Below are 20007 nucleotides of genomic sequence, written 5' to 3'. Positions count from 1 at the left end.
GTCGCGTCCGGAGTGCCGGGACCGGGGGACCGGATCCGGGGCATGATGGGGGCATGACGACCGTGCCCGGGCAGGCGCCCGTCGTGCCGCAGGCGTACCGCCATCCGCACGATCCGGAACCGGTCCGCTCCACGAAGGCCCGCGCCGTCTTCGCGCTCGGGCTGATCGGCGCGCTCACCGGGTTCTTCATCGGCGGGGCGGTGCCGGCCACCATCGCGCTCGTGCTCGCCCGGCAGGCCCGCCGGGAGGCGTACGCGTCGGGTGGTTATCTCACCGGCGCGGACTGGCTGCGGCGTGGCGAGCAGATGGCGCGGACCGGCCTGGTGCTGACCGCCGCCGCGGTGGTCGCGGCGGTGGTGATCGGCGTGGTCCGGGCCGCGGACGCCTCGTTCGGCCACGACTTCGCGCCGAACTTCGACTGACCCGGTGGGGGAGCGGGCCCGCGCCCGCCCACCTCGCGATGATCGGCGGCGGTAGCCTGGCCGGTGTCCGCCGCGCGGCGGGCGTGTGGACAGGAGGATCCCGTGACGGAACCGGCCGCGCCGGGAGGCGACCCGACCCGCCCCGGGCCGTACCCGCCGGGTCCGGCGTCCGCGCCGGCGCACGGGCCGTACCCGGGGAGTCAGCCGGTGCACGGCGGCGGGTGGCCGGCGCCGGGGAGTGTGCCCGGCCACGGCGGCTGGGGTCCGCACGGCGGGCCGGCGCTTCCGCCTCCGCCGGCTGAGACACCGCGGCCGCCGAAGCGGGTCGACGCGGTGCCGGGCACGCCGTTCGGCGTGGTGCACCTCGACGTGCCGCCGGTCACCTCGGGCCTGGCCATCGGGTCGCTCGTCGCAGGCATCGCCGCGATCGGGGTGTCGCTGCTGGTGTTGTGCTTCGGCCTGGCCGGCCGCAACGTCGGCGGCGCCTGGGCGGCGGGCGCGTTCACCGTGCTCGGCGGGCTGATCGGCGTCGGCGCGATGGTGGCCGGGCTGCTCGCCCGGCGGCAGATCCGGCGGCCGGCGCCGCCGCCGTCGGTGCGTTTCACCGGCGCCGGCCTTGCCGTGGCGGGGATCTCCTGCGGGGCGGCGGGCCTGCTGTTCGGCCTGATCGGGCTCGCGCTGGCCCTCGTGGTGCAGATCACGTGACGTCGCGTCTGCGACGCCTGCGGCCGGTGACCTGGGTCGTGCGGTTTGTCCGGGTGCCCGAAGGCCGGGCGGTGTCGGGGCCGCCGGGTCGCGCGGCGGACGAGCCGGTACACTCGTCACTGTAGGTGCCCATCACCGGCGCATCGGCGACCCGGAGACCGGGCGGCGGACCGCACAGCGGTCCTTCCCGGCCCATCCGTTTTGACCGGCGCGGCTGTGGTAGGTACTCTTTCCCCTTGTGCCCGGGCCCGCCCGGGCAATGCGTGCGTGCGCTGGAACCGGTCAGCCGGTGATCGCGCGGTCGCACCACCAAGACCAGAAGATCCGGTACGACGCGTCAGCGGCCGGCACCGGAACCGTGACTCGGGCGACACGCCCGACCGCGGGTGCTGGGGAGCCGTCAGGCGGCCCTGGTTGGAATGTAGGAGAGCCGCCCATCCGGACGGCTGGAGCAGACGGCGCGGTCGCCTCGCAGCGGCCGAAGGGAGCGGAGAAACCCGGTGCCCACCATTCAGCAGTTGGTCCGAAAGGGCCGTCAGGCCAAGACGACCAAGACCAAGACCCCGGCGCTCAAGGGGTCTCCCCAGCGGCGCGGCGTGTGCACCCGTGTGTACACCACCACCCCGAAGAAGCCGAACTCGGCGCTGCGCAAGGTCGCTCGTGTCAAGCTCAGCAGCCAGATCGAGGTGACCGCCTACATCCCGGGCGTCGGCCACAACCTCCAGGAGCACTCGATCGTGCTCGTGCGCGGCGGTCGTGTGAAGGACCTCCCGGGCGTGCGGTACAAGATCGTGCGCGGTTCGCTGGACACCCAGGGTGTCCGCAACCGCAAGCAGGCTCGCAGCCGCTACGGCGCGAAGAAGGAGAAGAGCTGACATGCCGCGTAAGGGACCCGCTCCGCGGAAGCCGCTGGTCGCTGACCCGGTGTACAACTCGCCCCTGGTCACCCAGCTGGTGAACAAGATCCTGCTGCGCGGCAAGCGTCAGCTCGCCGAGCGCATCGTGTACGCCGCCCTGGAGGGCTGCCGCGAGAAGTCCGGCACCGACCCCGTCGTCACGCTCAAGCGCGCGATGGACAACGTCAAGCCGACCCTCGAGGTGCGCAGCCGCCGTGTCGGTGGCGCCACCTACCAGGTTCCGGTCGAGGTCCGGCCGTCCCGCGCGACCACGCTCGGTCTGCGCTGGCTGGTGACCTACTCCCGGGCGCGGCGCGAGAAGACCATGGTCGAGCGGCTGATGAACGAGCTGCTGGACGCGAGCAACGGCCTCGGCGCCGCCGTCAAGCGGCGTGAGGACACGCACAAGATGGCCGAGTCCAACAAGGCCTTCGCGCACTACCGCTGGTAACACCTGAGGTTCCGGCGCCCACCGGCGCCGGAACCGCCACCAGTTGTGTCGAGACGACGATAAGTAGGGATTGAAGTGGCCGCCGCAGACGCGCTCGCCAACGTACGCAACATCGGCATCATGGCCCACATCGATGCCGGTAAGACCACTACCACCGAGCGAATCCTGTTCTACACCGGCATCACGTACAAGATCGGTGAGGTCCACGAGGGCGCCGCCGTCATGGACTGGATGGAGCAGGAGCAGGAGCGCGGTATCACCATCACTTCCGCCGCCACCAAGTGCGAGTGGAAGGGCCACACGATCCAGATCATCGACACGCCCGGCCACGTCGACTTCACGGTCGAGGTCGAGCGGTCGCTGCGTGTTCTGGACGGTGCGGTCGCGGTCTACGACGGCGTGGCCGGCGTGGAGCCCCAGACGGAGAACGTCTGGCGGCAGGCGGACAAGTACAACGTCCCCCGGATGTGCTTCGTCAACAAGCTCGACCGGACCGGCGCCGACTTCTTCCGCTGCGTGCAGATGATGATCGACCGGCTCAACGCCACGCCGCTGGTCCTCCAGATCCCGATCGGCGCCGAGTCCGACTTCATCGGCGTGGTCGACCTGGTCGAGATGCGTGCGCTGACCTGGCGCGGCGAGACCCAGAAGGGTGAGGACTACGCGGTCGAGGACATCCCGGCCGACCTCGCCGACTCGGCCGCCGAGTGGCGCGAGAAGCTGATGGAGACCCTCGCCGACGTCGACGACTCGGTGATGGAGAAGTACCTCGAGGGCGAGGAGATCTCGGTCGACGAGATCAAGGCCGCCATCCGCCGGGCCACCATCGCCGGCAAGGCCAACCCGGTCCTCACCGGTACCGCCTTCAAGAACAAGGGCATCCAGCCGATGCTGGACGCGGTCGTCGCGTACCTGCCCTCGCCGCTGGACATCCCGGCGATCGAGGGTACGGCCACCGACGGCGAGACCCCGCTGCAGCGGAAGCCCTCGGTCTCCGAGCCGTTCTCCGGCCTGGCCTTCAAGATCCAGACCGACAAGCACCTCGGCAAGCTGACGTACGTCCGGATCTACTCCGGCACGCTCGAGTCCGGTTCTCAGGTGATCAACTCCACCAAGGACCGCAAGGAGCGGATCGGCAAGATCTACCAGATGCACGCCAACAAGCGGGAGGAGCGCAGCTCCGCCCAGGCCGGCGACATCATCGCGGTGCAGGGTCTGAAGCAGACCACCACCGGTGACACGCTGTGCGACCCGGCGAACCCGGTCATTTTGGAGTCGATGACCTTCCCGGAGCCGGTCATCGAGGTGGCCATCGAGCCGAAGACCAAGGCCGACCAGGAGAAGCTCAGCACCGCCATCCAGCGGCTGGCCGAGGAGGACCCGACCTTCCGCGTCAAGCTGGACGACCAGACCGGTCAGACGGTCATCTCCGGTATGGGCGAGCTGCACCTGGACATCCTGGTCGACCGGATGCGCCGCGAGTTCAACGTCGAGGCGAACATCGGTAAGCCGCAGGTGGCGTACCGCGAGACCATCCGCCGCAAGGTGGAGAAGGTCGAGTACACCCACAAGAAGCAGACCGGTGGTTCCGGCCAGTACGCCCGCGTGATCATCAGCGTGGAGCCGCTGCCGCTGGGCAACGACGCCCCGACGTACGAGTTCGCCAACGCGGTGACCGGTGGCCGCATCCCCCGGGAGTTCATCCCCTCGGTGGACGCGGGTGCGCAGGACGCCATGCAGTACGGCATCCTCGCCGGCTTCCCCCTGGTGGGCGTCAAGCTCACCCTGGTGGACGGCCAGTACCACGAGGTCGACTCGTCGGAGATGGCGTTCAAGATCGCCGGCTCGATGGCGATGAAGGAGGCGGCCCGCAAGGCCGACCCCGCTCTCCTCGAGCCGATGATGGCCGTTGAGGTCACCACTCCGGAGGAGAACATGGGTGACGTCATCGGCGACCTCAACTCCCGGCGTGGCATCATCCAGGCGATGGAGGAGCGCAGCGGCGCTCGCGTCGTCCGGGCTCTGGTGCCGCTGTCGGAGATGTTCGGCTACGTCGGCGACCTGCGGTCGAAGACCCAGGGCCGGGCTAGCTACAGCATGCAGTTCGACTCCTACGCCGAGGTTCCGGCCTCGGTGGCCAAGGAGATCATCGCCAAGTCGACGGGTGAGTGACACTCACCATCGGCTGATCCGATGACGCGAGGGCGGTCGCGGGAGGGTTCTCCCGCCCGCGGCCACCTCGATCGGGTTGCGTGAGACCGGGCCTGTAGGCTTCATCGCCGCAGAACCCACAAAAGCTCTCCGGCCTTCCGGCCGGAAAGGCTGTCGACAGAGTCCTAAGCGCCGAACGGCGCGCCGGGGCGAACGAACCAAGAAAGTCCACAGGAGGACACCAGTGGCGAAGGCGAAGTTCGAGCGGACTAAGCCGCACGTCAACATCGGCACCATTGGTCACATCGACCACGGTAAGACGACGCTGACGGCGGCCATCACCAAGGTCCTGCACGACCAGTACCCGGACCTGAACCCGTACACGCCGTTCGACGAGATCGACAAGGCGCCGGAGGAGAAGGCCCGCGGCATCACGATCTCCATCGCGCACGTCGAGTACCAGACCGAGGCGCGTCACTACGCGCACGTCGACTGCCCCGGTCACGCCGACTACATCAAGAACATGATCACCGGTGCCGCGCAGATGGACGGCGCGATCCTGGTGGTGGCGGCGACCGACGGCCCGATGCCGCAGACCCGCGAGCACGTGCTGCTGGCCCGTCAGGTCGGTGTGCCGTACATCGTCGTGGCGCTCAACAAGAGCGACATGGTCGACGACGAGGAGCTCCTCGAGCTCGTCGAGCTCGAGGTCCGTGAGCTGCTCTCCTCGCAGGAGTACCCGGGTGACGACCTGCCGGTCGTCCGGGTCTCGGCGCTGAAGGCCCTCGAGGGCGACCCGGAGTGGACCGGGAAGCTCCTGGACCTGATGAACGCCGTGGACACCGCGATCCCGCAGCCGGAGCGCGAGACCGAGAAGCCGTTCCTCATGCCCATCGAGGACGTCTTCACGATCACCGGTCGCGGCACCGTGGTCACCGGTCGCGCCGAGCGCGGCATCCTCAAGCCGAACGAGGAGGTGGAGATCGTCGGCATCCGCGAGAAGTCGATGAAGACCACCTGCACCGGCATCGAGATGTTCCGCAAGCTGCTCGACGAGGCCCGCGCGGGTGAGAACGTCGGTCTGCTGCTGCGCGGCATCAAGCGCGAGGACGTCGAGCGCGGCATGGTCGTCATCAAGCCGGGCACCACGACCCCGCACACGGAGTTCGAGGCGACGGTCTACATCCTCTCCAAGGAGGAGGGCGGCCGGCACACCCCGTTCTTCCAGAACTACCGCCCGCAGTTCTACTTCCGGACCACGGACGTCACCGGCGTCGTCACGCTGCCCGAGGGCACCGAGATGGTCATGCCGGGCGACAACACCTCGATGACGGTGAAGCTGATCCAGCCCATCGCCATGGAGGAGAACCTGAAGTTCGCGATCCGCGAGGGTGGTCGTACGGTCGGCGCGGGTCGCGTCACCAAGATCATCAAGTGAGCTGGGTAACCCCGATTAGCGTCGCCGCCGGTCGTGCGGCATACTAGTCAGGTTGCGTAACGACAGTCGGTCGCCTGCGTCCGGTTAACGCTGGACCTCCGGGAGTCAGGCTGTCTCGCGTAGGGTGGTTGATCGCCATCGGCGGTCAACCACCCTCGCGCGGCGTCCAGGTCGCGGTCCCGCGATCGGCGCCATGACCCACCGCGTGGTCAGAGAATCGCTCCGGAGTCCCGGGGCGGAGCCTGGCCCACGGGCGCGACACGCCCGACCGCGGGGGTCGGCGGAAGTGGGCCTGTGCCAGCCGGTACAGGCGCCCGCAACACAGCGGCATCGAGAGAAGGAACAGAAGCCACCATGGCGGGACAGAAGATCCGCATCCGGCTCAAGGCCTATGACCACGAGGTCGTCGACTCCTCGGCTCGGAAGATCGTCGAGACGGTGACGCGTACCGGGGCGCAGGTCGCTGGCCCGGTGCCGCTGCCCACGGAGATCAACCGTTTCTGCGTCATCCGCTCGCCGCACAAGTACAAGGACTCGCGCGAGCACTTCGAGATGCGTACGCACAAGCGTCTGATCGACATCATCGACCCGACCCCGAAGACGGTCGACTCGCTCATGCGCCTCGACCTGCCGGCTGGCGTCGACATCGAGATCAAGCTGTAGGGACCGGACAAATGGACAGGCAAGTCAAGGGGATCCTGGGCGCCAAGCTCGGCATGACCCAGGTCTGGGACAACAACAAGGTTGTGCCCGTGACCGTGGTTCAGGCCGGCCCGTGCGTCGTGAGCCAGGTTCGTAGCGCCGACAAGGACGGCTACTCCGCGGTCCAGCTGGCGTACGGGGTCATCGACCCGCGCAAGGTCAAGAAGCCGATCGCCGGGCACTACGCCAAGGCGGACGTCGCGCCGCGTCGGCACATCGTCGAGCTGCGCACCTCCGACGCCGCGGACTACGCGCCGGGCCAGGAGGTCACGGTCGAGGAGTTCCCGGCCGGCGTCGTGATCGACGTGACCGGCAAGACCAAGGGCAAGGGCTACGCCGGCCCGATGAAGCGGCACGGCTTCCACGGTCTGCGTGCCAGCCACGGTGTCGAGCGCAAGCACCGCTCGCCCGGCTCGATCGGCGCCTGCGCGACCCCGGGTCGCGTCTTCAAGGGCACCCGGATGGCGGGCCGGATGGGTGGCGTGCGCTACACCGTCCAGAACCTGACCGTCCAGGCGGTCGACACCGAGAACAACCTCCTGCTCGTCCGCGGCGCCATCCCCGGCCCGAAGGGCGCGCTGGTCCTGGTCCGCACTGCGGCCAAGGCGAAGGTGAAGAAGGGCGGTGCGGCCAAGTGACCACCGTTGACGTCATCAACGTCGAAGGCGCCAAGAGCGGCTCCGTCGAGCTGCCGGCCGACATCTTCGACGCGCAGGCCAACATCGCCCTGATGCACCAGGTCGTGGTGGCCCAGCTCGCGGCGGCCCGTCAGGGTACGCACAAGACGAAGACCCGCGGCGAGGTCTCCGGTGGAGGCAAGAAGCCGTACAAGCAGAAGGGCACCGGTCGTGCCCGCCAGGGCTCGACCCGCGCGCCGCAGTTCGCCGGCGGTGGCGTGGTCCACGGCCCGGTGCCGCGCGACTACAGCCAGCGCACCCCGAAGAAGATGAAGGCCGCCGCCCTGCGTGGCGCCCTCTCCGACCGGGCCCGCGCCGGCCAGGTGCACGTCGTCGAGGCGTTCGTCTCCGGCGAGAAGCCGTCCACCAAGGCGGCCCTGGCCACGCTGACCAAGCTCACCGAGGCCCGTCGGGTCCTGGTCGTGCTGAGCAGCACCGACGAGCTGAACTGGGTGTCGCTGCGGAACCTGCGCAACGCGCGGGACAGCCGGGTGCACCTGATCGAGGCCGGCCAGCTCAACACCTACGACGTGCTGGTGGCCGACGACGTGGTCTTCACCAAGGAGGCCCTGGACGAGTTCCTGGGCGTTCCCGCCGAGACCACCGAGGAGGATGGCAAGTGAGCACGATCGCCGATCCGCGTGACGTCATCGTCGCGCCGGTCGTCTCGGAGAAGAGCTACAGCGAGCTGAACCGCAACTGGTACACCTTCCTGGTGCACCCGGACGCCAACAAGACCGAGATCAAGATCGCTATCCAGCAGATCTTCAACGTCCGCGTCCTGACGGTCAACACGCTCAACCGCGAGGGCAAGCGCAAGCGGACCCGTACCGGGTTCGGCAAGCGCAAGGACACCAAGCGCGCGATGGTGAAGCTGGCTGACGGTGACCGTATCGAGGCCTTCGGCGGCCCGGTCAGCTGAGGGGTGTAGACAATGGCTATCCGTAAGTACAAGCCGACGACGCCGGGCCGGCGTGGCTCGAGCGTTGCCGACTTCGCCGAGATCACCCGGTCGACGCCCGAGAAGTCGCTGCTGGCTCCGCTGCCGAAGAAGGGCGGACGCAACGCCCACGGCCGGATCACCACGCGGCACCACGGTGGCGGCCACAAGCGCCAGTACCGTCTGATCGACTTCAAGCGGGTCGACAAGGACGGCGTGCCGGCGAAGGTCGCTCACATCGAGTACGACCCGAACCGCACCGCGCGCATCGCGCTGCTGCACTACGCCGACGGCGAGAAGCGCTACATCATCGCGCCGAAGGACCTGAAGCAGGGCGACCGCGTCGAGTCCGGTCCGGGCGCCGACATCAAGCCGGGTAACAACCTGCCGCTGCGCAACATCCCGGTCGGTACCACCATCCACAACGTGGAGCTGCGTCCGGGTGGCGGCGCCAAGCTGGCCCGCTCGGCCGGCGTCGGCATCCAGCTGCTCGGCCGTGAGGGCGCGTACGCGACCCTGCGTATGCCGTCCGGTGAGATCCGGCGTGTGGACGTGCGCTGCCGCGCCAGCATCGGCGAGATCGGCAACGCCGACCAGTCGAACATCAACTGGGGTAAGGCCGGCCGTATGCGGTGGAAGGGCAAGCGCCCGACCGTCCGTGGTGTCGCGATGAACCCGGTCGACCACCCGCACGGTGGTGGTGAGGGTAAGACCTCCGGTGGTCGCCACCCGGTCAACCCGCAGGGTAAGCCCGAGGGCCGCACCCGTCGTAAGGGCCAGCCGAGCGACCGGCTGATCGTCCGCCGCCGCTACGCCACGCGTAAGCGCGGCTGAGGGAGATAAGACATGCCTCGCAGCCTGAAGAAGGGCCCGTTCGTCGACGACCACCTGCTCAAGAAGGTGGAGACGCAGAACGACAAGGGCTCGAAGAACGTCATCAAGACCTGGTCGCGCCGCTCGACGATCATCCCGGAGATGCTGGGTCACACGATCGCCGTGCACGACGGACGCAAGCACGTCCCGGTCTTCGTGACCGAGGCCATGGTCGGGCACAAGCTCGGCGAGTTCGCGCTGACCCGCACGTTCAAGGGTCACGAGAAGGACGACCGGAAGAGCCGCCGGCGCTGACGCCGCGGGCATACGGATAGAGGAACAAGGGGTTACAGCGATGCCAGGAAAGGGCGACGCTCCGGTGCTTCCGGGCGCGCGGGCGGTTGCGCGGCACGTGCGCATCTCGCCGATGAAGGCGCGCCGGGTGGTCAACCTCGTCCGCGGCCTGCCCGCGAAGGAGGCGCTCACGGTGCTGCAGTTCGCGCCGCAGGCTGCGAGCGAGCAGGTGTACAAGGTGCTCGCGAGCGCGATCGCCAACGCGGAGAACAACGAGCGGCTGGACCCCGACGCGCTGCTCGTCAGCGAGGCGTTCGTCGACGAGGGCCCGACCATGAAGCGGTTCCGGCCGCGGGCGCAGGGCCGGGCGTACCGGATCCGCAAGCGCACGTGCCACATCACCGTGGCGGTCGAGGCGGTCGCGGCGGCCACGCCGAAGAAGTCGGCGAAGAAGGCCGCTCCGGCCAAGCCGGCCGCTGAGGAGCAGAGCACGACGGAGGGTGCCGAGTAATGGGTCAGAAGGTTCACCCGACCGGGTTCCGGCTCGGCATCTCGACCGACTGGAAGTCCCGCTGGTTCGCGGACAAGCTCTACAAGGACTACATCGGCGAGGACGTCAAGATCCGCCGGATGATGTCCAAGGGCCTCGAGCGCGCCGGCATCTCCAAGGTCGACATCGAGCGCACCCGTGACCGGGTCCGCGTCGACATCCACACCGCCCGGCCGGGCATCGTCATCGGCCGTAAGGGTGCGGAGGCCGACCGGATCCGCGGCGAGCTGGAGAAGCTCACCGGCAAGCAGGTCCAGCTGAACATCATCGAGGTGAAGAACCCCGAGTCGGACGCGCAGCTGGTCGCCCAGGGCGTCGCCGAGCAGCTGTCCAGCCGGGTCAGCTTCCGCCGGGCCATGCGCAAGGCGATGCAGTCCGCCATGAAGAACCCCGCCTGCAAGGGCATCCGGGTTCAGGTCTCGGGCCGTCTGGGCGGCGCCGAGATGAGCCGGACCGAGTTCTACCGCGAGGGCCGGGTTCCGCTGCACACGCTGCGGGCCAACATCGAGTACGGCTTCTTCGAGGCCCGTACCACCTTCGGCCGGATCGGCGTGAAGGTCTGGATCTACAAGGGCGACGCCGTCCCGGGCCGCGAGGCCCCGGCCGAGGCCGCCCCGTCGCGCGGCCCGCGCCGTGACCGTGGCGACCGGCCGGACCGGCCGCGCCGTGGCCGCTCGGGCTCGTCCGGTACGACCGCCGGTGGCACCGAGGCCGGCCGGGCTGCCGCGACCACCATCGCGCAGCAGGCGGAGACGCCGGCCGGTGACCCGGTCGACGCCGGCGCCGTGGCGGCAGCCGCGACCCAGCCGGCAGAACAGCAGCAGGAGGGCTGACAGATGCTGATGCCGCGCAAGCCCCCGAAGGGCTTCCGCAAGCCGCACCACCCGGACCGCAGTGGCGCGTCCAAGGGTGGTAACCGGGTGGTGTTCGGCGAGTTCGGGATCCAGGCTCTCGAGCCGGCGTACGTGACCAACCGCCAGATCGAGTCGGCGCGTATCGCGATGACCCGTCACATCAAGCGTGGCGGCAAGGTCTGGATCACGATCTTCCCGGACCAGGCCCTCACCAAGAAGCCGGCCGAGACCCGGATGGGTTCCGGTAAGGGTTCGCCCGAGTGGTGGGTCGCCAACGTGAAGCCGGGGCGGGTCCTCTTCGAGATGTCCTTCCCCAACGAGCAGATCGCGCGAGAGGCGATGCGTCGCGCGATCCACAAGCTCCCGATGAAGTGCCGCATTGTTACGCGCGAAGTGGGTGAATCCTGATGGCAGCGGGCGTCAAGCCCTCCGAGCTGCGTGAGCTCTCCGAGGAGGAGCTGGTCACGAAGTTGCGCGAGGCGAAGGCGGAGCTGTTCAACCTCCGCGTGCAGGCCGCAACCGGGCAGCTGGACAACAACCGGCGGCTGCAGGTCATCCGTCGGGAGATCGCCCGGATCTACACGATCATGCGTGAGCGTGAGCTGGGTCTCTCGGCCGCGCCGACTGAGGTGACTGCATCATGAGTGAGAACACCACCGCCCCCGCGCGGGCCCGCCGCAAGGTTCGCGAGGGCCTCGTGGTCAGCGACAAGATGGACAAGACCGTCGTGGTCGAGGTCGAGGACCGCGTCAAGCACGCGCTGTACGGCAAGATCATGCGCCGTACGAGCAAGCTGAAGGTCCACGACGAGCAGAACTCGGCCGGCATCGGCGACCGGGTCCTGATCATGGAGACCCGGCCGCTGTCCGCCACCAAGCGCTGGCGGCTCGTGGAGATCCTCGAGAAGGCCAAGTAGCGAAGGCTCGAGCTCGGCCGGTCTCGGTCGGGCGCAGGTTCCGCCAGGCTCCGGCCGCCCCGAGCGGCCGGAGAACCGGCAGACATAGGAGATAGACGTGATTCAGCAGGAGTCGCGACTGCGCGTCGCCGACAACACGGGTGCCCGGGAGATCCTGTGCATCCGGGTGCTCGGTGGCTCCGGTCGGCGCTACGCGAGCATCGGCGACGTCATCGTGGCGACCGTCAAGGACGCGATCCCCGGTGCCGGCGTGAAGAAGGGCGACGTCGTCAAGGCCGTCGTCGTTCGGACCGCCAAGGAGAAGCGGCGGCCGGACGGGTCGTACATCCGCTTCGACGAGAACGCCGCCGTCATCATCAAGGACGGCGGGGACCCGCGCGGTACCCGCATCTTCGGCCCGGTGGGCCGGGAGCTGCGGGACAAGCGGTTCATGAAGATCATCTCTCTCGCGCCGGAGGTGTTGTGACCGTGAAGGTCAAGAAGGGCGACACGGTCGTCGTCATCGCCGGCAAGGACAAGGGTGCCAAGGGCAAGGTCATCGCGGCCTACCCGCGGCAGGACAAGGTCCTGGTCGAGGGCGTGAACCGGGTCAAGAAGCACACCCGCATCAGCACCACCCAGCGTGGCGCCAAGACCGGTGGCATCGTCACCCAGGAGGCCCCGATCCACGTCTCGAACGTGATGGTCCTGGACTCCGACGGCAAGCCGACCCGCGTCGGCTACCGGATCGACGACAACGGCCAGAAGGTCCGCATCGCGCGTAGCACCGGTAAGGACCTCTGATGACCACGGCTACCGAAACCAAGACCCTGCCGCGCCTCAAGGAGCGGTACCGCAACGAGATCGTGGGCGAGCTGCAGAAGCAGTTCGAGTTCGCCAACCCGATGCAGGTGCCGCGGCTGGTCAAGATCGTCGTCAACATGGGTGTCGGCGAGGCCGCTCGCGACGCCAAGCTGATCGACGGGGCCGTCCGCGACCTGGCCACCATCACCGGCCAGAAGCCGCAGGTCCGGCGGGCCACCAAGTCCATCGCGCAGTTCAAGCTCCGCGAGGGCATGCCGATCGGCGCGAAGGTCACCCTGCGCGGCGACCGGATGTGGGAGTTCCTGGACCGGCTGCTCTCGATCGCGCTGCCGCGTATCCGTGACTTCCGCGGCCTGGACGGGCGCAAGCTCGACGGGCACGGCAACTACACGTTCGGCCTGACCGAGCAGTCGGTGTTCCACGAGATCGACCAGGACAAGATCGATCGCCAGCGGGGCATGGACATCACGGTGGTCACGACCGCCACGACCGACGACGAGGGCCGGGCGCTGCTCAAGCTCCTGGGCTTCCCGTTCAAGGAGAACTGAGATGGCCAAGAAGGCGCTGATCCTCAAGGCGGCCGCGAAGCCGAAGTTCTCGGTTCGCGCGTACACCCGCTGCCAGCGGTGCGGGCGTCCGAAGGCGGTCTACCGCAAGTTCGGTCTCTGCCGGGTGTGCATCCGGGAGATGGCCCACCGCGGTGAGCTGCCCGGCGTGTCCAAGGCTTCCTGGTAATAGCCCGGCGCGCTCCGGCGCGTCAGCTGAACTGTCTCTTCGCCGTAGGCCCCGGGCCTGGCCCGGGGAACCCCGGCGAGAAAGGTTGACGAGTTTTCATGACGATGACCGACCCGATCGCAGACATGCTCACGCGTCTGCGTAACGCCAACCAGGCGTACCACGACCGGGTGACGATGCCCTACTCGAAGATCAAGGCGAACATCGCCGAGGTCCTCAAGGCCGAGGGTTACATCGCCACCTGGTCGGTCGAGGAGCCCGAGGAGGGCGCCGTCGGCAAGCGACTGGTCGTCGAGCTGAAGTACGGCCAGAACCGCGAGCGGAGCCTGGCCGGCATCAAGCGCGTGTCCAAGCCCGGTCTCCGGGTGTACGCCAAGTCGGACGGGCTCCCGCGGGTGCTCGGCGGGCTGGGCGTGGCGATCATTTCGACGTCCCAGGGGCTGCTCACCGACCGGCAGGCCCGCAAGCGGAGCGTTGGCGGGGAAGTCCTCGCCTTCGTCTGGTAACGGGAGACAGGTAGAAATGTCGCGTATTGGACGTAAGTCGATCCCGGTGCCTGCCGGCGTCGACATCACGATCGACGGCCGGACCGTCAAGGTCAAGGGCCCCAAGGGCGAACTGAGCCACGTGCTGGCCGAGCCGATCACGGCGGAGCGGGGCGAGGACGGCGAGCTGCACGTCAACCGGCCCAACGACGAGCGCAAGGCCAAGGAGCTGCACGGCCTGAGCCGTACGCTGGTGGCCAACATGATCGTCGGTGTCACCGAGGGCTACCGCAAGAGCCTGGAGATCGCCGGTACCGGTTACCGCGTGACCGCCAAGGGCAAGGACCTCGAGTTCGCGCTCGGGTTCTCGCACCCGGTCCTGGTGCCGGCGCCGGAGGGCATCACCTTCACGGTCGAGAAGCCGACGCTGTTCCACGTGGCCGGCATCGACAAGCAGCAGGTCGGCGAGGTCGCCGCCAACATCCGGAAGATCCGTCCGCCGGAGCCCTACAAGGGCAAGGGCGTGAAGTACCAGGGCGAGGTCATCCGCCGCAAGGCTGGAAAGGCAGGTAAGAAGTGAGCGCCACGCTGCTCAAGCGCCGCCGCGGCGTCGCCGCCAAGCGTGCCGTCGGGCGTGCGCGTCGGCACTTCCGGGTCCGCAAGAACGTCAGCGGCACCGCCGAGCGTCCCCGCCTGGTCGTCACCCGCTCCCTGCGGCACATGGTGGCCCAGGTCGTCGACGACACCAAGGGTCACACCCTGGCGTCGGCCTCGACCATGGACGCCTCGCTGCGCGGCGCCGAGGGCGACAAGAGCGCCCTGGCCGGCAAGGTCGGCGCCCTGCTCGCCGAGCGCGCCAAGGCCGCCGGCGTCTCGAAGGTCGTCTTCGACCGCGGTGGCAACCGGTACGCGGGGCGTGTCGCCGCGCTTGCCGACGCCGCCCGCGAAGCCGGGCTCGAGTTCTAGAAACCCCGTCACGAGAGAGAAGGAAGGCTGCTGATGCCAGGTCAACAGCGCCGTGGCGGCGGGTCCGGTGGCAACGAGGGTGGTCGCCGCGACAACCGCCGTGAGGGCGGCCGCGGAAACGCGCCCGTCGAGAAGACCCCGCACCTCGAGCGGGTCGTCGCGATCAACCGCGTCGCCAAGGTCGTGAAGGGTGGTCGTCGCTTCAGCTTCACCGCCCTGGTGATCGTGGGCGACGGCGACGGCACCGTCGGTGTGGGCTACGGAAAGGCCAAGGAGGTGCCCGCGGCGATCGCCAAGGGTGTCGAGGAGGCCAAGAAGCACTTCTTCAAGGTGCCGCGCATCGGCGCCTCGATCCCGCACCCGGTGCAGGGCGAGGACGCGGCCGGTGTGGTGCTGCTCAAGCCGGCCTCCGCCGGTACGGGCGTCATCGCCGGTGGCCCGGTGCGTGCCGTGCTGGAGTGCGCGGGCATCCACGACGTGCTCTCCAAGAGCCTCGGCTCGTCCAACCCGATCAACATCGTGCACGCCACGGTGGCGGCCCTGAAGGGGCTCGAGTCCCCGGAGCAGGTCGCGGCCCGTCGTGGTCTGCCGGTCGAGGACGTCGCGCCGGCCGCCATGCTGGCGTCACGGGCGGGGGTGGCGTCCTGATGGCACGCCTGAAGGTCACCCAGGTCCGGTCCGAGATCGGGACCAAGAAGAACCAGCGTGACTCGCTGCGTTCCCTCGGTCTCAAGCGGATCAACGACGTGGTGGTCAAGGAGGACCGGCCGGAGATCCGCGGCATGATCTTCACGGTCAACCACCTCGTGAAGGTCGAGGAGGTCGAGTAATGACGATCAAGGTGCACCACCTGCGTCCGGCTCCCGGCGCCAAGACCGACAAGACCCGTGTGGGTCGCGGTGAGGGCTCGAAGGGCAAGACGGCCGGTCGCGGTACCAAGGGTTCCAAGGCCCGCAAGAACATCTCGCCGGCGTTCGAGGGTGGGCAGATGCCCATCCACATGCGCCTGCCGAAGATGAAGGGCTTCAAGAACAAGTTCAAGGTCGTGTTCCAGGTGGTCAACCTGGACCGGCTGGCCGAGCTGTTCCCGAACGGCGGCCAGGTCGGCCCGGTCGAGCTGGTCGAGGCCGGTGCGGTCCGCAAGGGCCACCCGGTCAAGGTGCTCGGCACCGGCGACCTCGGCGGCGTGTCCCTCCAGGTGTCGGCGCACGCGTTCAGCGCGTCGGCCAAGGAGAAGATCACCGCCGCCGGTGGCTCGGTCACCGAGCTGTAAGACGATGTTCATGGCGCCCGCTCAGTTGTTCGCAACTGGGCGGGCGCCATGGTCTACCGGCGACGTGTGCGCCGGGTAACATCGGATTCGGTTTATGTAGCCGGGCACATCTGCCCGGACCGGGACCGGGCTGTTAGAGTCCGTTCCCAGCCATGGATTCCGGACACTCCGTCCGGCACCACACCCCGCCCCGCCAGGGACTCGTTCACCGGCGGCCCGCGTCGCGCAGGAGGAAGAAGTTGCTGTCCGCCTTTCTCAGTGCGTTCCGTACGCCTGACCTGCGCAAGAAGCTGCTGTTCACAGTAGGCATCATCGCGGTCTACCGGCTGGGCGCCACGCTGCCCAGCCCGGGCGTCTCGTACGGCAACGTGCAGAAGTGCCTCGACACGATCCAGGGTGGCAGCACCGGTGTGCTCAACCTGCTGGATCTCTTCTCCGGTGGCGCGCTGCTCCAGCTCTCGGTCTTCGCGCTGGGCATCATGCCCTACATCACCGCGTCGATCATCCTGCAGCTGCTGACGGTGGTGATCCCGCGCCTGGAGCAGCTCCGCAAGGAGGGCCAGGCCGGACAGGCCAAGATCACGCAGTACACCCGCTACCTGACGCTGGGCCTGGGCATCCTCCAGTCCTCGGCGTTCGTGGCGCTGGCCCGCTCCGGGCAGCTGTTCAACAACCAGTGCGACCAGTTCCCGATCGTGCCCCAGGGCACCGGCATCCCGGACTGGCTGACCCTGACGATCCTGGTCATGACGATGACCGCCGGCACCGGCGTGGTGATGTGGCTCGGTGAGCTGATCACCGACCGGGGCGTCGGCAACGGCATGTCCGTGCTGATCTTCACCTCGATCGCGGCCCGGCTCCCCAGCGAGGGCTGGAAGATCAAGACCACAAAGGGCTGGGGGATGTTCCTCCTCGTCATCGCCCTGGTGCTGCTGGTCATCACCGCTGTCACCTTCATCGAGCAGGCGCAGCGCCGCATCCCGGTGCAGTACGCCAAGCGCATGATCGGCCGGCGGATGTACGGCGGGACGTCGACCTACATCCCGCTGAAGGTGAACCAGGCGGGTGTCATCCCGGTCATCTTCGCCTCGTCGCTGCTCTACCTGCCGCAGCTCGCGCTCCAGTTCTTCGATCAGAACGACCCGGGCAAGGTCCAGGCGTGGATCCAGAACCACATCGTGAAGGCGAGCGCGCCGGAGCACATCGCGATCTACTTCCTGCTGATCATCTTCTTCACGTACTTCTACGTGTCGATCACGTTCAACCCGACCGAGGTCGCGGACAACATGAAGAAGTACGGCGGCTTCGTGCCGGGCATCCGCCCCGGCAAGCCGACCGCCGAGTACCTCGACTTCATCCTCAGCCGGATCACCCTGCCGGGCGCGCTCTACCTGGGCATCGTCGCGATCCTGCCGAACTTCTTCTTCATCTGGCTCGACAACCAGCAGTTCCAGAACTTTCCGTTCGGCGGCACCGCTGTGCTCATCATGGTCGGCGTCGGTCTGGAGACCGTGAAGCAGATCGAGAGCCAACTCATGCAGCGGAACTACGAAGGGTTCCTGCGGTAGATGCGACTCGTTCTGGTTGGTCCGCCGGGCGCGGGCAAGGGCACACAGGCGGAGTTCGTCGCCGCGCACCTCTCGGTGCCGAAGATCTCGACCGGTGACATCTTCCGGGCGAACGTCTCCCAGGGCACGCCGCTGGGGGTCGAGGCCAAGCGATACATGGACGCCGGCAAGCTGGTCCCGGACGAGGTCACCATCAACATGGTGCGGGACCGGCTCGCCGAGCCGGACGCGAGCGAGGGCTTCCTCCTCGACGGCTTCCCGCGGACCACTCCGCAGGCCGCCGCGCTGGACAAGCTCCTCGCCGACCTCGGCACCGCGCTGGACCTGGTGCTGGAGCTCGTCGTCGACGACGACGAGGTGATCCGGCGGCTGTCCGGCCGGCGCACCTGCCGCGGCTGCGGCAAGATCTGGCACGTCGAGTTCGACTCGCCGAGCCGGGAGGGCGTCTGCGACCGCTGCGGCGCCGAGCTGTTCCAGCGCGACGACGACAAGCCGGAGACCATCGCCGCCCGGCTGCGGGAGTACGCCGAGAAGACCGCGCCGCTCGTGGACTACTACGGCGCCCAGGGCAAGCTGGTCGGCATCGACGCGACCGGCCCGGTGGAGGACGTCACCGTCCGCGCCATCGACGCGCTGCGCTCGTACGGCGGCTGAGGTCCCACCCGCCATCCGGCGGATAGAGTGCGAACAGCGGGGTACGTGCGACGTGCCCCGCTGCTCCGCGTACGCGTGACGAAAGGTAACCACCACCATGCGCCGTCCCCAGCTGGACATCCAGCTGAAGACCCCCGAGCAGATCGAGCTGATGCGGGCCGCCGGTCTCGTCGTCGCCCGTGCCCTGCGCCGGATGCGGGAGGCGGTGGCGCCGGGCGTGTCGACGGCCGACCTGGACGCGATCGCCGAGTCGACCATCCGCGAGGCGGGCGCCGTGCCGTCGTTCAAGGGCTACCACGGCTTCCCGGCGTCGATCTGCTCGTCGGTCAACCGGCAGGTGGTGCACGCCATCCCGTCGGCCGAGCAGGTGCTGCGCGAGGGCGACCTGATCTCCATCGACTGCGGCGCGGTGCTGGACGGCTGGCACGGCGACGCGGCGGTCACGGTGCCGGTCGGCGAGGTCGACCCGGCGCTGCTGAGGATGACGGCGGTGGCCGAGGACGCCATGTGGGCCGGGATCGCCGCCGCGGCGCGCGGGGCGGCCTCCGGCAAGGGCCGGCTCACCGACATCTCGCACGCGGTCGAGACGGCGGTCCGCAAGGGCGGCCGGTACGGCATCGTCGACGGCTACGGCGGTCACGGCATCGGCACCGAGATGCACCAGGACCCGCACGTGCTCAACCACGGGCGTCCCGGCAAGGGGCCGCGCCTGGTGCCGGGCCTGGCGCTCGCCATCGAGCCGATGATCACGATGGGCTCGCCGCGTACGGTCGAGCTGTCCGACGGCTGGACCGTGGTGACCCGGGACGGGTCGATGGCGGTGCACGTCGAGCACTCGATGGCGCTGCTGGACGACGGCGTGTGGGTGCTGACCGCCGAGGACGGCGGACGGGCCCGTCTGGGCGACCTGGTGACCAAGCGGCAGACGTCGGTGGACTCCCCGGCCTGATCGAAGCCCTCGGCGGTGCCGGATGACCGGCCACGCCGTGCCGGGCTGGCGATCGGGTGACATGCTTGCTCCCATGGAGGAGCGCAACCGCATGCGGGCGGCCGACGCGGACCGTGACGCCACCGCGGAGCGACTCCGGGCGGCGTTGAACGAGGGCCGGCTCGACCTGCACGAGTACGACGACCGGCTGCGCCGGGCGTACGGGTCGAAGACCTACGGCGAGCTGGACGAGCTGCTGACCGACCTGCCCGGCACCGGACCGGCCGGGCGCCCCCTGCCGGCGCCTCGCGCGGCCGGGGAGGGCGGGGTGGCGGTCCCGGGCCCCGCGGCCGTGAGCGGGGCGCGCAGCGCCTGGCTGCTGGCGGTCTGGGGCCCCTGGCTGAAGGTGGCCCTGATCCTCACCGCGATCTGGTTCGTCTCGCAGCTGGGTGAGGGCGAGTTCGAGTTCGACGACTACTGGCCGCTCTGGGTGCTCGGCCCGTGGGGCGCTGTGGTGCTCTACCAGACGATCCAGGGGCTGGCGTCCGGCGCGCCGGAGAAGGACGCCGAGCGCCGGCGACGCAAGCAGGTCGAGCGGGAGGCGCGCCGCCAGGCGAAGCGCGAGCTGCCGGAGACGTGACCTGCGTCATATCCGAGCCGTCCGGGTGACTGTCGCACCGGTCGGTTTGGCGAGCACGTGCGGGTCGGCGTACACTTTCTGATCGGCGCACAGCGTCCACTCCGCCATGCCCACCCTGCGCTTCGGTGGGAGTCGGAGCCGCGGC

The 20007-nt window shown here is 68.9% G+C and carries 31 protein-coding genes; all 31 read left to right on the top strand.

Annotated features, from left to right (window positions below; translation table 11 throughout):
- Window positions 1-53: 53 nt before the first annotated feature.
- The 31 genes from NMK34_RS27160 (at window position 54) to NMK34_RS27010 (ending at window position 19862) form a co-directional block, all read left to right on the top strand.
- Window positions 54-422, top strand: coding sequence for a hypothetical protein (locus NMK34_RS27160; RefSeq protein ID WP_167796934.1), 369 nt, complete (start codon window positions 54-56; stop codon window positions 420-422).
- 333 nt (window positions 423-755) lie between these two features.
- Window positions 756-1127, top strand: a complete 372-nt coding sequence (locus NMK34_RS27155; RefSeq protein WP_194801541.1) for a hypothetical protein — start codon at window positions 756-758, stop codon at window positions 1125-1127.
- A gap of 500 nt (window positions 1128-1627) precedes the next feature.
- On the top strand, window positions 1628-2002 hold the full coding sequence (gene rpsL / locus NMK34_RS27150; protein ID WP_007465318.1) for a 30S ribosomal protein S12: 375 nt from the start codon (window positions 1628-1630) through the stop codon (window positions 2000-2002).
- 1 nt (window position 2003) lies between these two features.
- Window positions 2004-2474, top strand: coding sequence for a 30S ribosomal protein S7 (gene rpsG, locus NMK34_RS27145; protein ID WP_013288637.1), 471 nt, complete (start codon window positions 2004-2006; stop codon window positions 2472-2474).
- Between the two features lie 75 nt (window positions 2475-2549).
- Window positions 2550-4646: an elongation factor G gene (gene fusA, locus NMK34_RS27140; RefSeq protein ID WP_194801425.1), complete on the top strand. Its 2097-nt coding sequence runs from the start codon at window positions 2550-2552 to the stop codon at window positions 4644-4646.
- Between the two features lie 223 nt (window positions 4647-4869).
- Window positions 4870-6063 (top strand): elongation factor Tu, encoded by a 1194-nt coding sequence (gene tuf / locus NMK34_RS27135; protein WP_013288635.1) that lies wholly within the window; start codon window positions 4870-4872, stop codon window positions 6061-6063.
- 354 nt (window positions 6064-6417) lie between these two features.
- A complete protein-coding gene (gene rpsJ, locus NMK34_RS27130) occupies window positions 6418-6726 on the top strand; it encodes a 30S ribosomal protein S10 (RefSeq protein WP_007073037.1) in 309 nt (102 codons plus the stop codon).
- 11 nt (window positions 6727-6737) lie between these two features.
- Complete coding sequence (rplC, locus tag NMK34_RS27125; RefSeq protein WP_013288634.1) at window positions 6738-7403, top strand: 50S ribosomal protein L3; 666 nt, start codon at window positions 6738-6740, stop codon at window positions 7401-7403.
- Entirely contained in the window at window positions 7400-8065 is a 666-nt protein-coding gene (gene rplD / locus NMK34_RS27120) for a 50S ribosomal protein L4 (RefSeq protein WP_135242074.1), read from the top strand. Before rplC ends, rplD begins: the two co-directional genes overlap by 4 nt.
- Window positions 8062-8364, top strand: a complete 303-nt coding sequence (gene rplW, locus NMK34_RS27115; RefSeq protein ID WP_013288632.1) for a 50S ribosomal protein L23 — start codon at window positions 8062-8064, stop codon at window positions 8362-8364. Before rplD ends, rplW begins: the two co-directional genes overlap by 4 nt.
- 12 nt (window positions 8365-8376) lie before the next feature.
- Window positions 8377-9216, top strand: a complete 840-nt coding sequence (gene rplB / locus NMK34_RS27110; RefSeq protein WP_013288631.1) for a 50S ribosomal protein L2 — start codon at window positions 8377-8379, stop codon at window positions 9214-9216.
- 12 nt (window positions 9217-9228) lie between these two features.
- The gene (gene rpsS, locus NMK34_RS27105) at window positions 9229-9510 is read left to right on the top strand and encodes a 30S ribosomal protein S19 (protein ID WP_007073032.1); all 282 of its coding nucleotides are present in this window, start codon (window positions 9229-9231) and stop codon (window positions 9508-9510) included.
- 40 nt (window positions 9511-9550) lie between these two features.
- Window positions 9551-10000 carry a 50S ribosomal protein L22 gene (gene rplV, locus NMK34_RS27100; RefSeq protein ID WP_013288630.1) on the top strand — a complete coding sequence of 150 codons (450 nt, stop codon included), beginning with the start codon at window positions 9551-9553 and terminating at the stop codon, window positions 9998-10000.
- Complete coding sequence (gene rpsC / locus NMK34_RS27095) at window positions 10000-10872, top strand: 30S ribosomal protein S3 (RefSeq protein WP_318335719.1); 873 nt, start codon at window positions 10000-10002, stop codon at window positions 10870-10872. The genes rplV and rpsC overlap by 1 nt, the downstream gene beginning before the upstream one ends.
- Before the next feature lie 3 nt (window positions 10873-10875).
- Window positions 10876-11301, top strand: a complete 426-nt coding sequence (gene rplP, locus NMK34_RS27090) for a 50S ribosomal protein L16 (RefSeq protein WP_007465292.1) — start codon at window positions 10876-10878, stop codon at window positions 11299-11301.
- On the top strand, window positions 11301-11537 hold the full coding sequence (rpmC, locus tag NMK34_RS27085; protein WP_013288628.1) for a 50S ribosomal protein L29: 237 nt from the start codon (window positions 11301-11303) through the stop codon (window positions 11535-11537). Before rplP ends, rpmC begins: the two co-directional genes overlap by 1 nt.
- On the top strand, window positions 11534-11809 hold the full coding sequence (gene rpsQ / locus NMK34_RS27080) for a 30S ribosomal protein S17 (RefSeq protein ID WP_030501606.1): 276 nt from the start codon (window positions 11534-11536) through the stop codon (window positions 11807-11809). The genes rpmC and rpsQ overlap by 4 nt, the downstream gene beginning before the upstream one ends.
- A 97-nt stretch (window positions 11810-11906) precedes the next feature.
- A complete protein-coding gene (rplN, locus tag NMK34_RS27075; protein ID WP_007073026.1) occupies window positions 11907-12275 on the top strand; it encodes a 50S ribosomal protein L14 in 369 nt (122 codons plus the stop codon).
- Window positions 12272-12592, top strand: coding sequence for a 50S ribosomal protein L24 (rplX, locus tag NMK34_RS27070; RefSeq protein ID WP_013288626.1), 321 nt, complete (start codon window positions 12272-12274; stop codon window positions 12590-12592). The genes rplN and rplX overlap by 4 nt, the downstream gene beginning before the upstream one ends.
- Entirely contained in the window at window positions 12592-13161 is a 570-nt protein-coding gene (gene rplE, locus NMK34_RS27065) for a 50S ribosomal protein L5 (RefSeq protein ID WP_013288625.1), read from the top strand. The genes rplX and rplE overlap by 1 nt, the downstream gene beginning before the upstream one ends.
- Window position 13162: 1 nt before the next feature.
- Window positions 13163-13348 carry a type Z 30S ribosomal protein S14 gene (locus tag NMK34_RS27060; RefSeq protein WP_007073023.1) on the top strand — a complete coding sequence of 62 codons (186 nt, stop codon included), beginning with the start codon at window positions 13163-13165 and terminating at the stop codon, window positions 13346-13348.
- A 98-nt stretch (window positions 13349-13446) separates the two neighbouring features.
- On the top strand, window positions 13447-13854 hold the full coding sequence (gene rpsH, locus NMK34_RS27055) for a 30S ribosomal protein S8 (protein ID WP_013288624.1): 408 nt from the start codon (window positions 13447-13449) through the stop codon (window positions 13852-13854).
- 16 nt (window positions 13855-13870) lie between these two features.
- Window positions 13871-14413, top strand: coding sequence for a 50S ribosomal protein L6 (rplF, locus tag NMK34_RS27050; RefSeq protein WP_013288623.1), 543 nt, complete (start codon window positions 13871-13873; stop codon window positions 14411-14413).
- Window positions 14410-14799, top strand: coding sequence for a 50S ribosomal protein L18 (rplR, locus tag NMK34_RS27045; protein ID WP_030501605.1), 390 nt, complete (start codon window positions 14410-14412; stop codon window positions 14797-14799). The genes rplF and rplR overlap by 4 nt, the downstream gene beginning before the upstream one ends.
- Window positions 14800-14832: 33 nt before the next feature.
- Entirely contained in the window at window positions 14833-15447 is a 615-nt protein-coding gene (rpsE, locus tag NMK34_RS27040) for a 30S ribosomal protein S5 (RefSeq protein WP_088987583.1), read from the top strand.
- On the top strand, window positions 15447-15629 hold the full coding sequence (gene rpmD / locus NMK34_RS27035; protein WP_013473693.1) for a 50S ribosomal protein L30: 183 nt from the start codon (window positions 15447-15449) through the stop codon (window positions 15627-15629). Before rpsE ends, rpmD begins: the two co-directional genes overlap by 1 nt.
- Window positions 15629-16072, top strand: a complete 444-nt coding sequence (rplO, locus tag NMK34_RS27030; RefSeq protein WP_018784561.1) for a 50S ribosomal protein L15 — start codon at window positions 15629-15631, stop codon at window positions 16070-16072. Before rpmD ends, rplO begins: the two co-directional genes overlap by 1 nt.
- A gap of 239 nt (window positions 16073-16311) precedes the next feature.
- Window positions 16312-17640: a preprotein translocase subunit SecY gene (secY, locus tag NMK34_RS27025; RefSeq protein ID WP_194801423.1), complete on the top strand. Its 1329-nt coding sequence runs from the start codon at window positions 16312-16314 to the stop codon at window positions 17638-17640.
- The gene (locus NMK34_RS27020; RefSeq protein WP_013288618.1) at window positions 17641-18294 is read left to right on the top strand and encodes an adenylate kinase; all 654 of its coding nucleotides are present in this window, start codon (window positions 17641-17643) and stop codon (window positions 18292-18294) included.
- Window positions 18295-18391: 97 nt separating this feature from the next.
- On the top strand, window positions 18392-19243 hold the full coding sequence (gene map, locus NMK34_RS27015; RefSeq protein ID WP_013288617.1) for a type I methionyl aminopeptidase: 852 nt from the start codon (window positions 18392-18394) through the stop codon (window positions 19241-19243).
- Between the two features lie 73 nt (window positions 19244-19316).
- Window positions 19317-19862: a DUF1707 domain-containing protein gene (locus NMK34_RS27010; protein ID WP_396883397.1), complete on the top strand. Its 546-nt coding sequence runs from the start codon at window positions 19317-19319 to the stop codon at window positions 19860-19862.
- The last annotated feature ends 145 nt before the right edge of the window (window positions 19863-20007 follow it).

The sequence above is a fragment of the Micromonospora sp. BRA006-A genome (assembly GCF_033433935.1).
Classification (GTDB): domain Bacteria; phylum Actinomycetota; class Actinomycetes; order Mycobacteriales; family Micromonosporaceae; genus Micromonospora; species Micromonospora aurantiaca.
This window is presented reverse-complemented; position numbering and strand designations above follow the sequence as displayed.

Coding starts and splice junctions, on each gene's coding strand:
- NMK34_RS27020 (WP_013288618.1), top strand. CDS start 17,641: ATGCGACTCGTTCTGGTTGGTCCGCCGGGCGCGGGCAAGGGCACACAG.
- rplO (WP_018784561.1), top strand. CDS start 15,629: ATGACGATCAAGGTGCACCACCTGCGTCCGGCTCCCGGCGCCAAGACC.
- rpmD (WP_013473693.1), top strand. CDS start 15,447: ATGGCACGCCTGAAGGTCACCCAGGTCCGGTCCGAGATCGGGACCAAG.
- NMK34_RS27060 (WP_007073023.1), top strand. CDS start 13,163: ATGGCCAAGAAGGCGCTGATCCTCAAGGCGGCCGCGAAGCCGAAGTTC.
- rpsQ (WP_030501606.1), top strand. CDS start 11,534: ATGAGTGAGAACACCACCGCCCCCGCGCGGGCCCGCCGCAAGGTTCGC.
- NMK34_RS27010 (WP_396883397.1), top strand. CDS start 19,317: ATGGAGGAGCGCAACCGCATGCGGGCGGCCGACGCGGACCGTGACGCC.
- map (WP_013288617.1), top strand. CDS start 18,392: ATGCGCCGTCCCCAGCTGGACATCCAGCTGAAGACCCCCGAGCAGATC.
- rpsG (WP_013288637.1), top strand. CDS start 2,004: ATGCCGCGTAAGGGACCCGCTCCGCGGAAGCCGCTGGTCGCTGACCCG.
- rpsJ (WP_007073037.1), top strand. CDS start 6,418: ATGGCGGGACAGAAGATCCGCATCCGGCTCAAGGCCTATGACCACGAG.
- rpsE (WP_088987583.1), top strand. CDS start 14,833: ATGCCAGGTCAACAGCGCCGTGGCGGCGGGTCCGGTGGCAACGAGGGT.
- rpmC (WP_013288628.1), top strand. CDS start 11,301: ATGGCAGCGGGCGTCAAGCCCTCCGAGCTGCGTGAGCTCTCCGAGGAG.
- rplC (WP_013288634.1), top strand. CDS start 6,738: ATGGACAGGCAAGTCAAGGGGATCCTGGGCGCCAAGCTCGGCATGACC.
- rpsH (WP_013288624.1), top strand. CDS start 13,447: ATGACGATGACCGACCCGATCGCAGACATGCTCACGCGTCTGCGTAAC.
- rplF (WP_013288623.1), top strand. CDS start 13,871: ATGTCGCGTATTGGACGTAAGTCGATCCCGGTGCCTGCCGGCGTCGAC.
- rplP (WP_007465292.1), top strand. CDS start 10,876: ATGCTGATGCCGCGCAAGCCCCCGAAGGGCTTCCGCAAGCCGCACCAC.
- rplV (WP_013288630.1), top strand. CDS start 9,551: ATGCCAGGAAAGGGCGACGCTCCGGTGCTTCCGGGCGCGCGGGCGGTT.
- rplE (WP_013288625.1), top strand. CDS start 12,592: ATGACCACGGCTACCGAAACCAAGACCCTGCCGCGCCTCAAGGAGCGG.
- NMK34_RS27160 (WP_167796934.1), top strand. CDS start 54: ATGACGACCGTGCCCGGGCAGGCGCCCGTCGTGCCGCAGGCGTACCGC.
- rplB (WP_013288631.1), top strand. CDS start 8,377: ATGGCTATCCGTAAGTACAAGCCGACGACGCCGGGCCGGCGTGGCTCG.
- rpsC (WP_318335719.1), top strand. CDS start 10,000: ATGGGTCAGAAGGTTCACCCGACCGGGTTCCGGCTCGGCATCTCGACC.
- rpsS (WP_007073032.1), top strand. CDS start 9,229: ATGCCTCGCAGCCTGAAGAAGGGCCCGTTCGTCGACGACCACCTGCTC.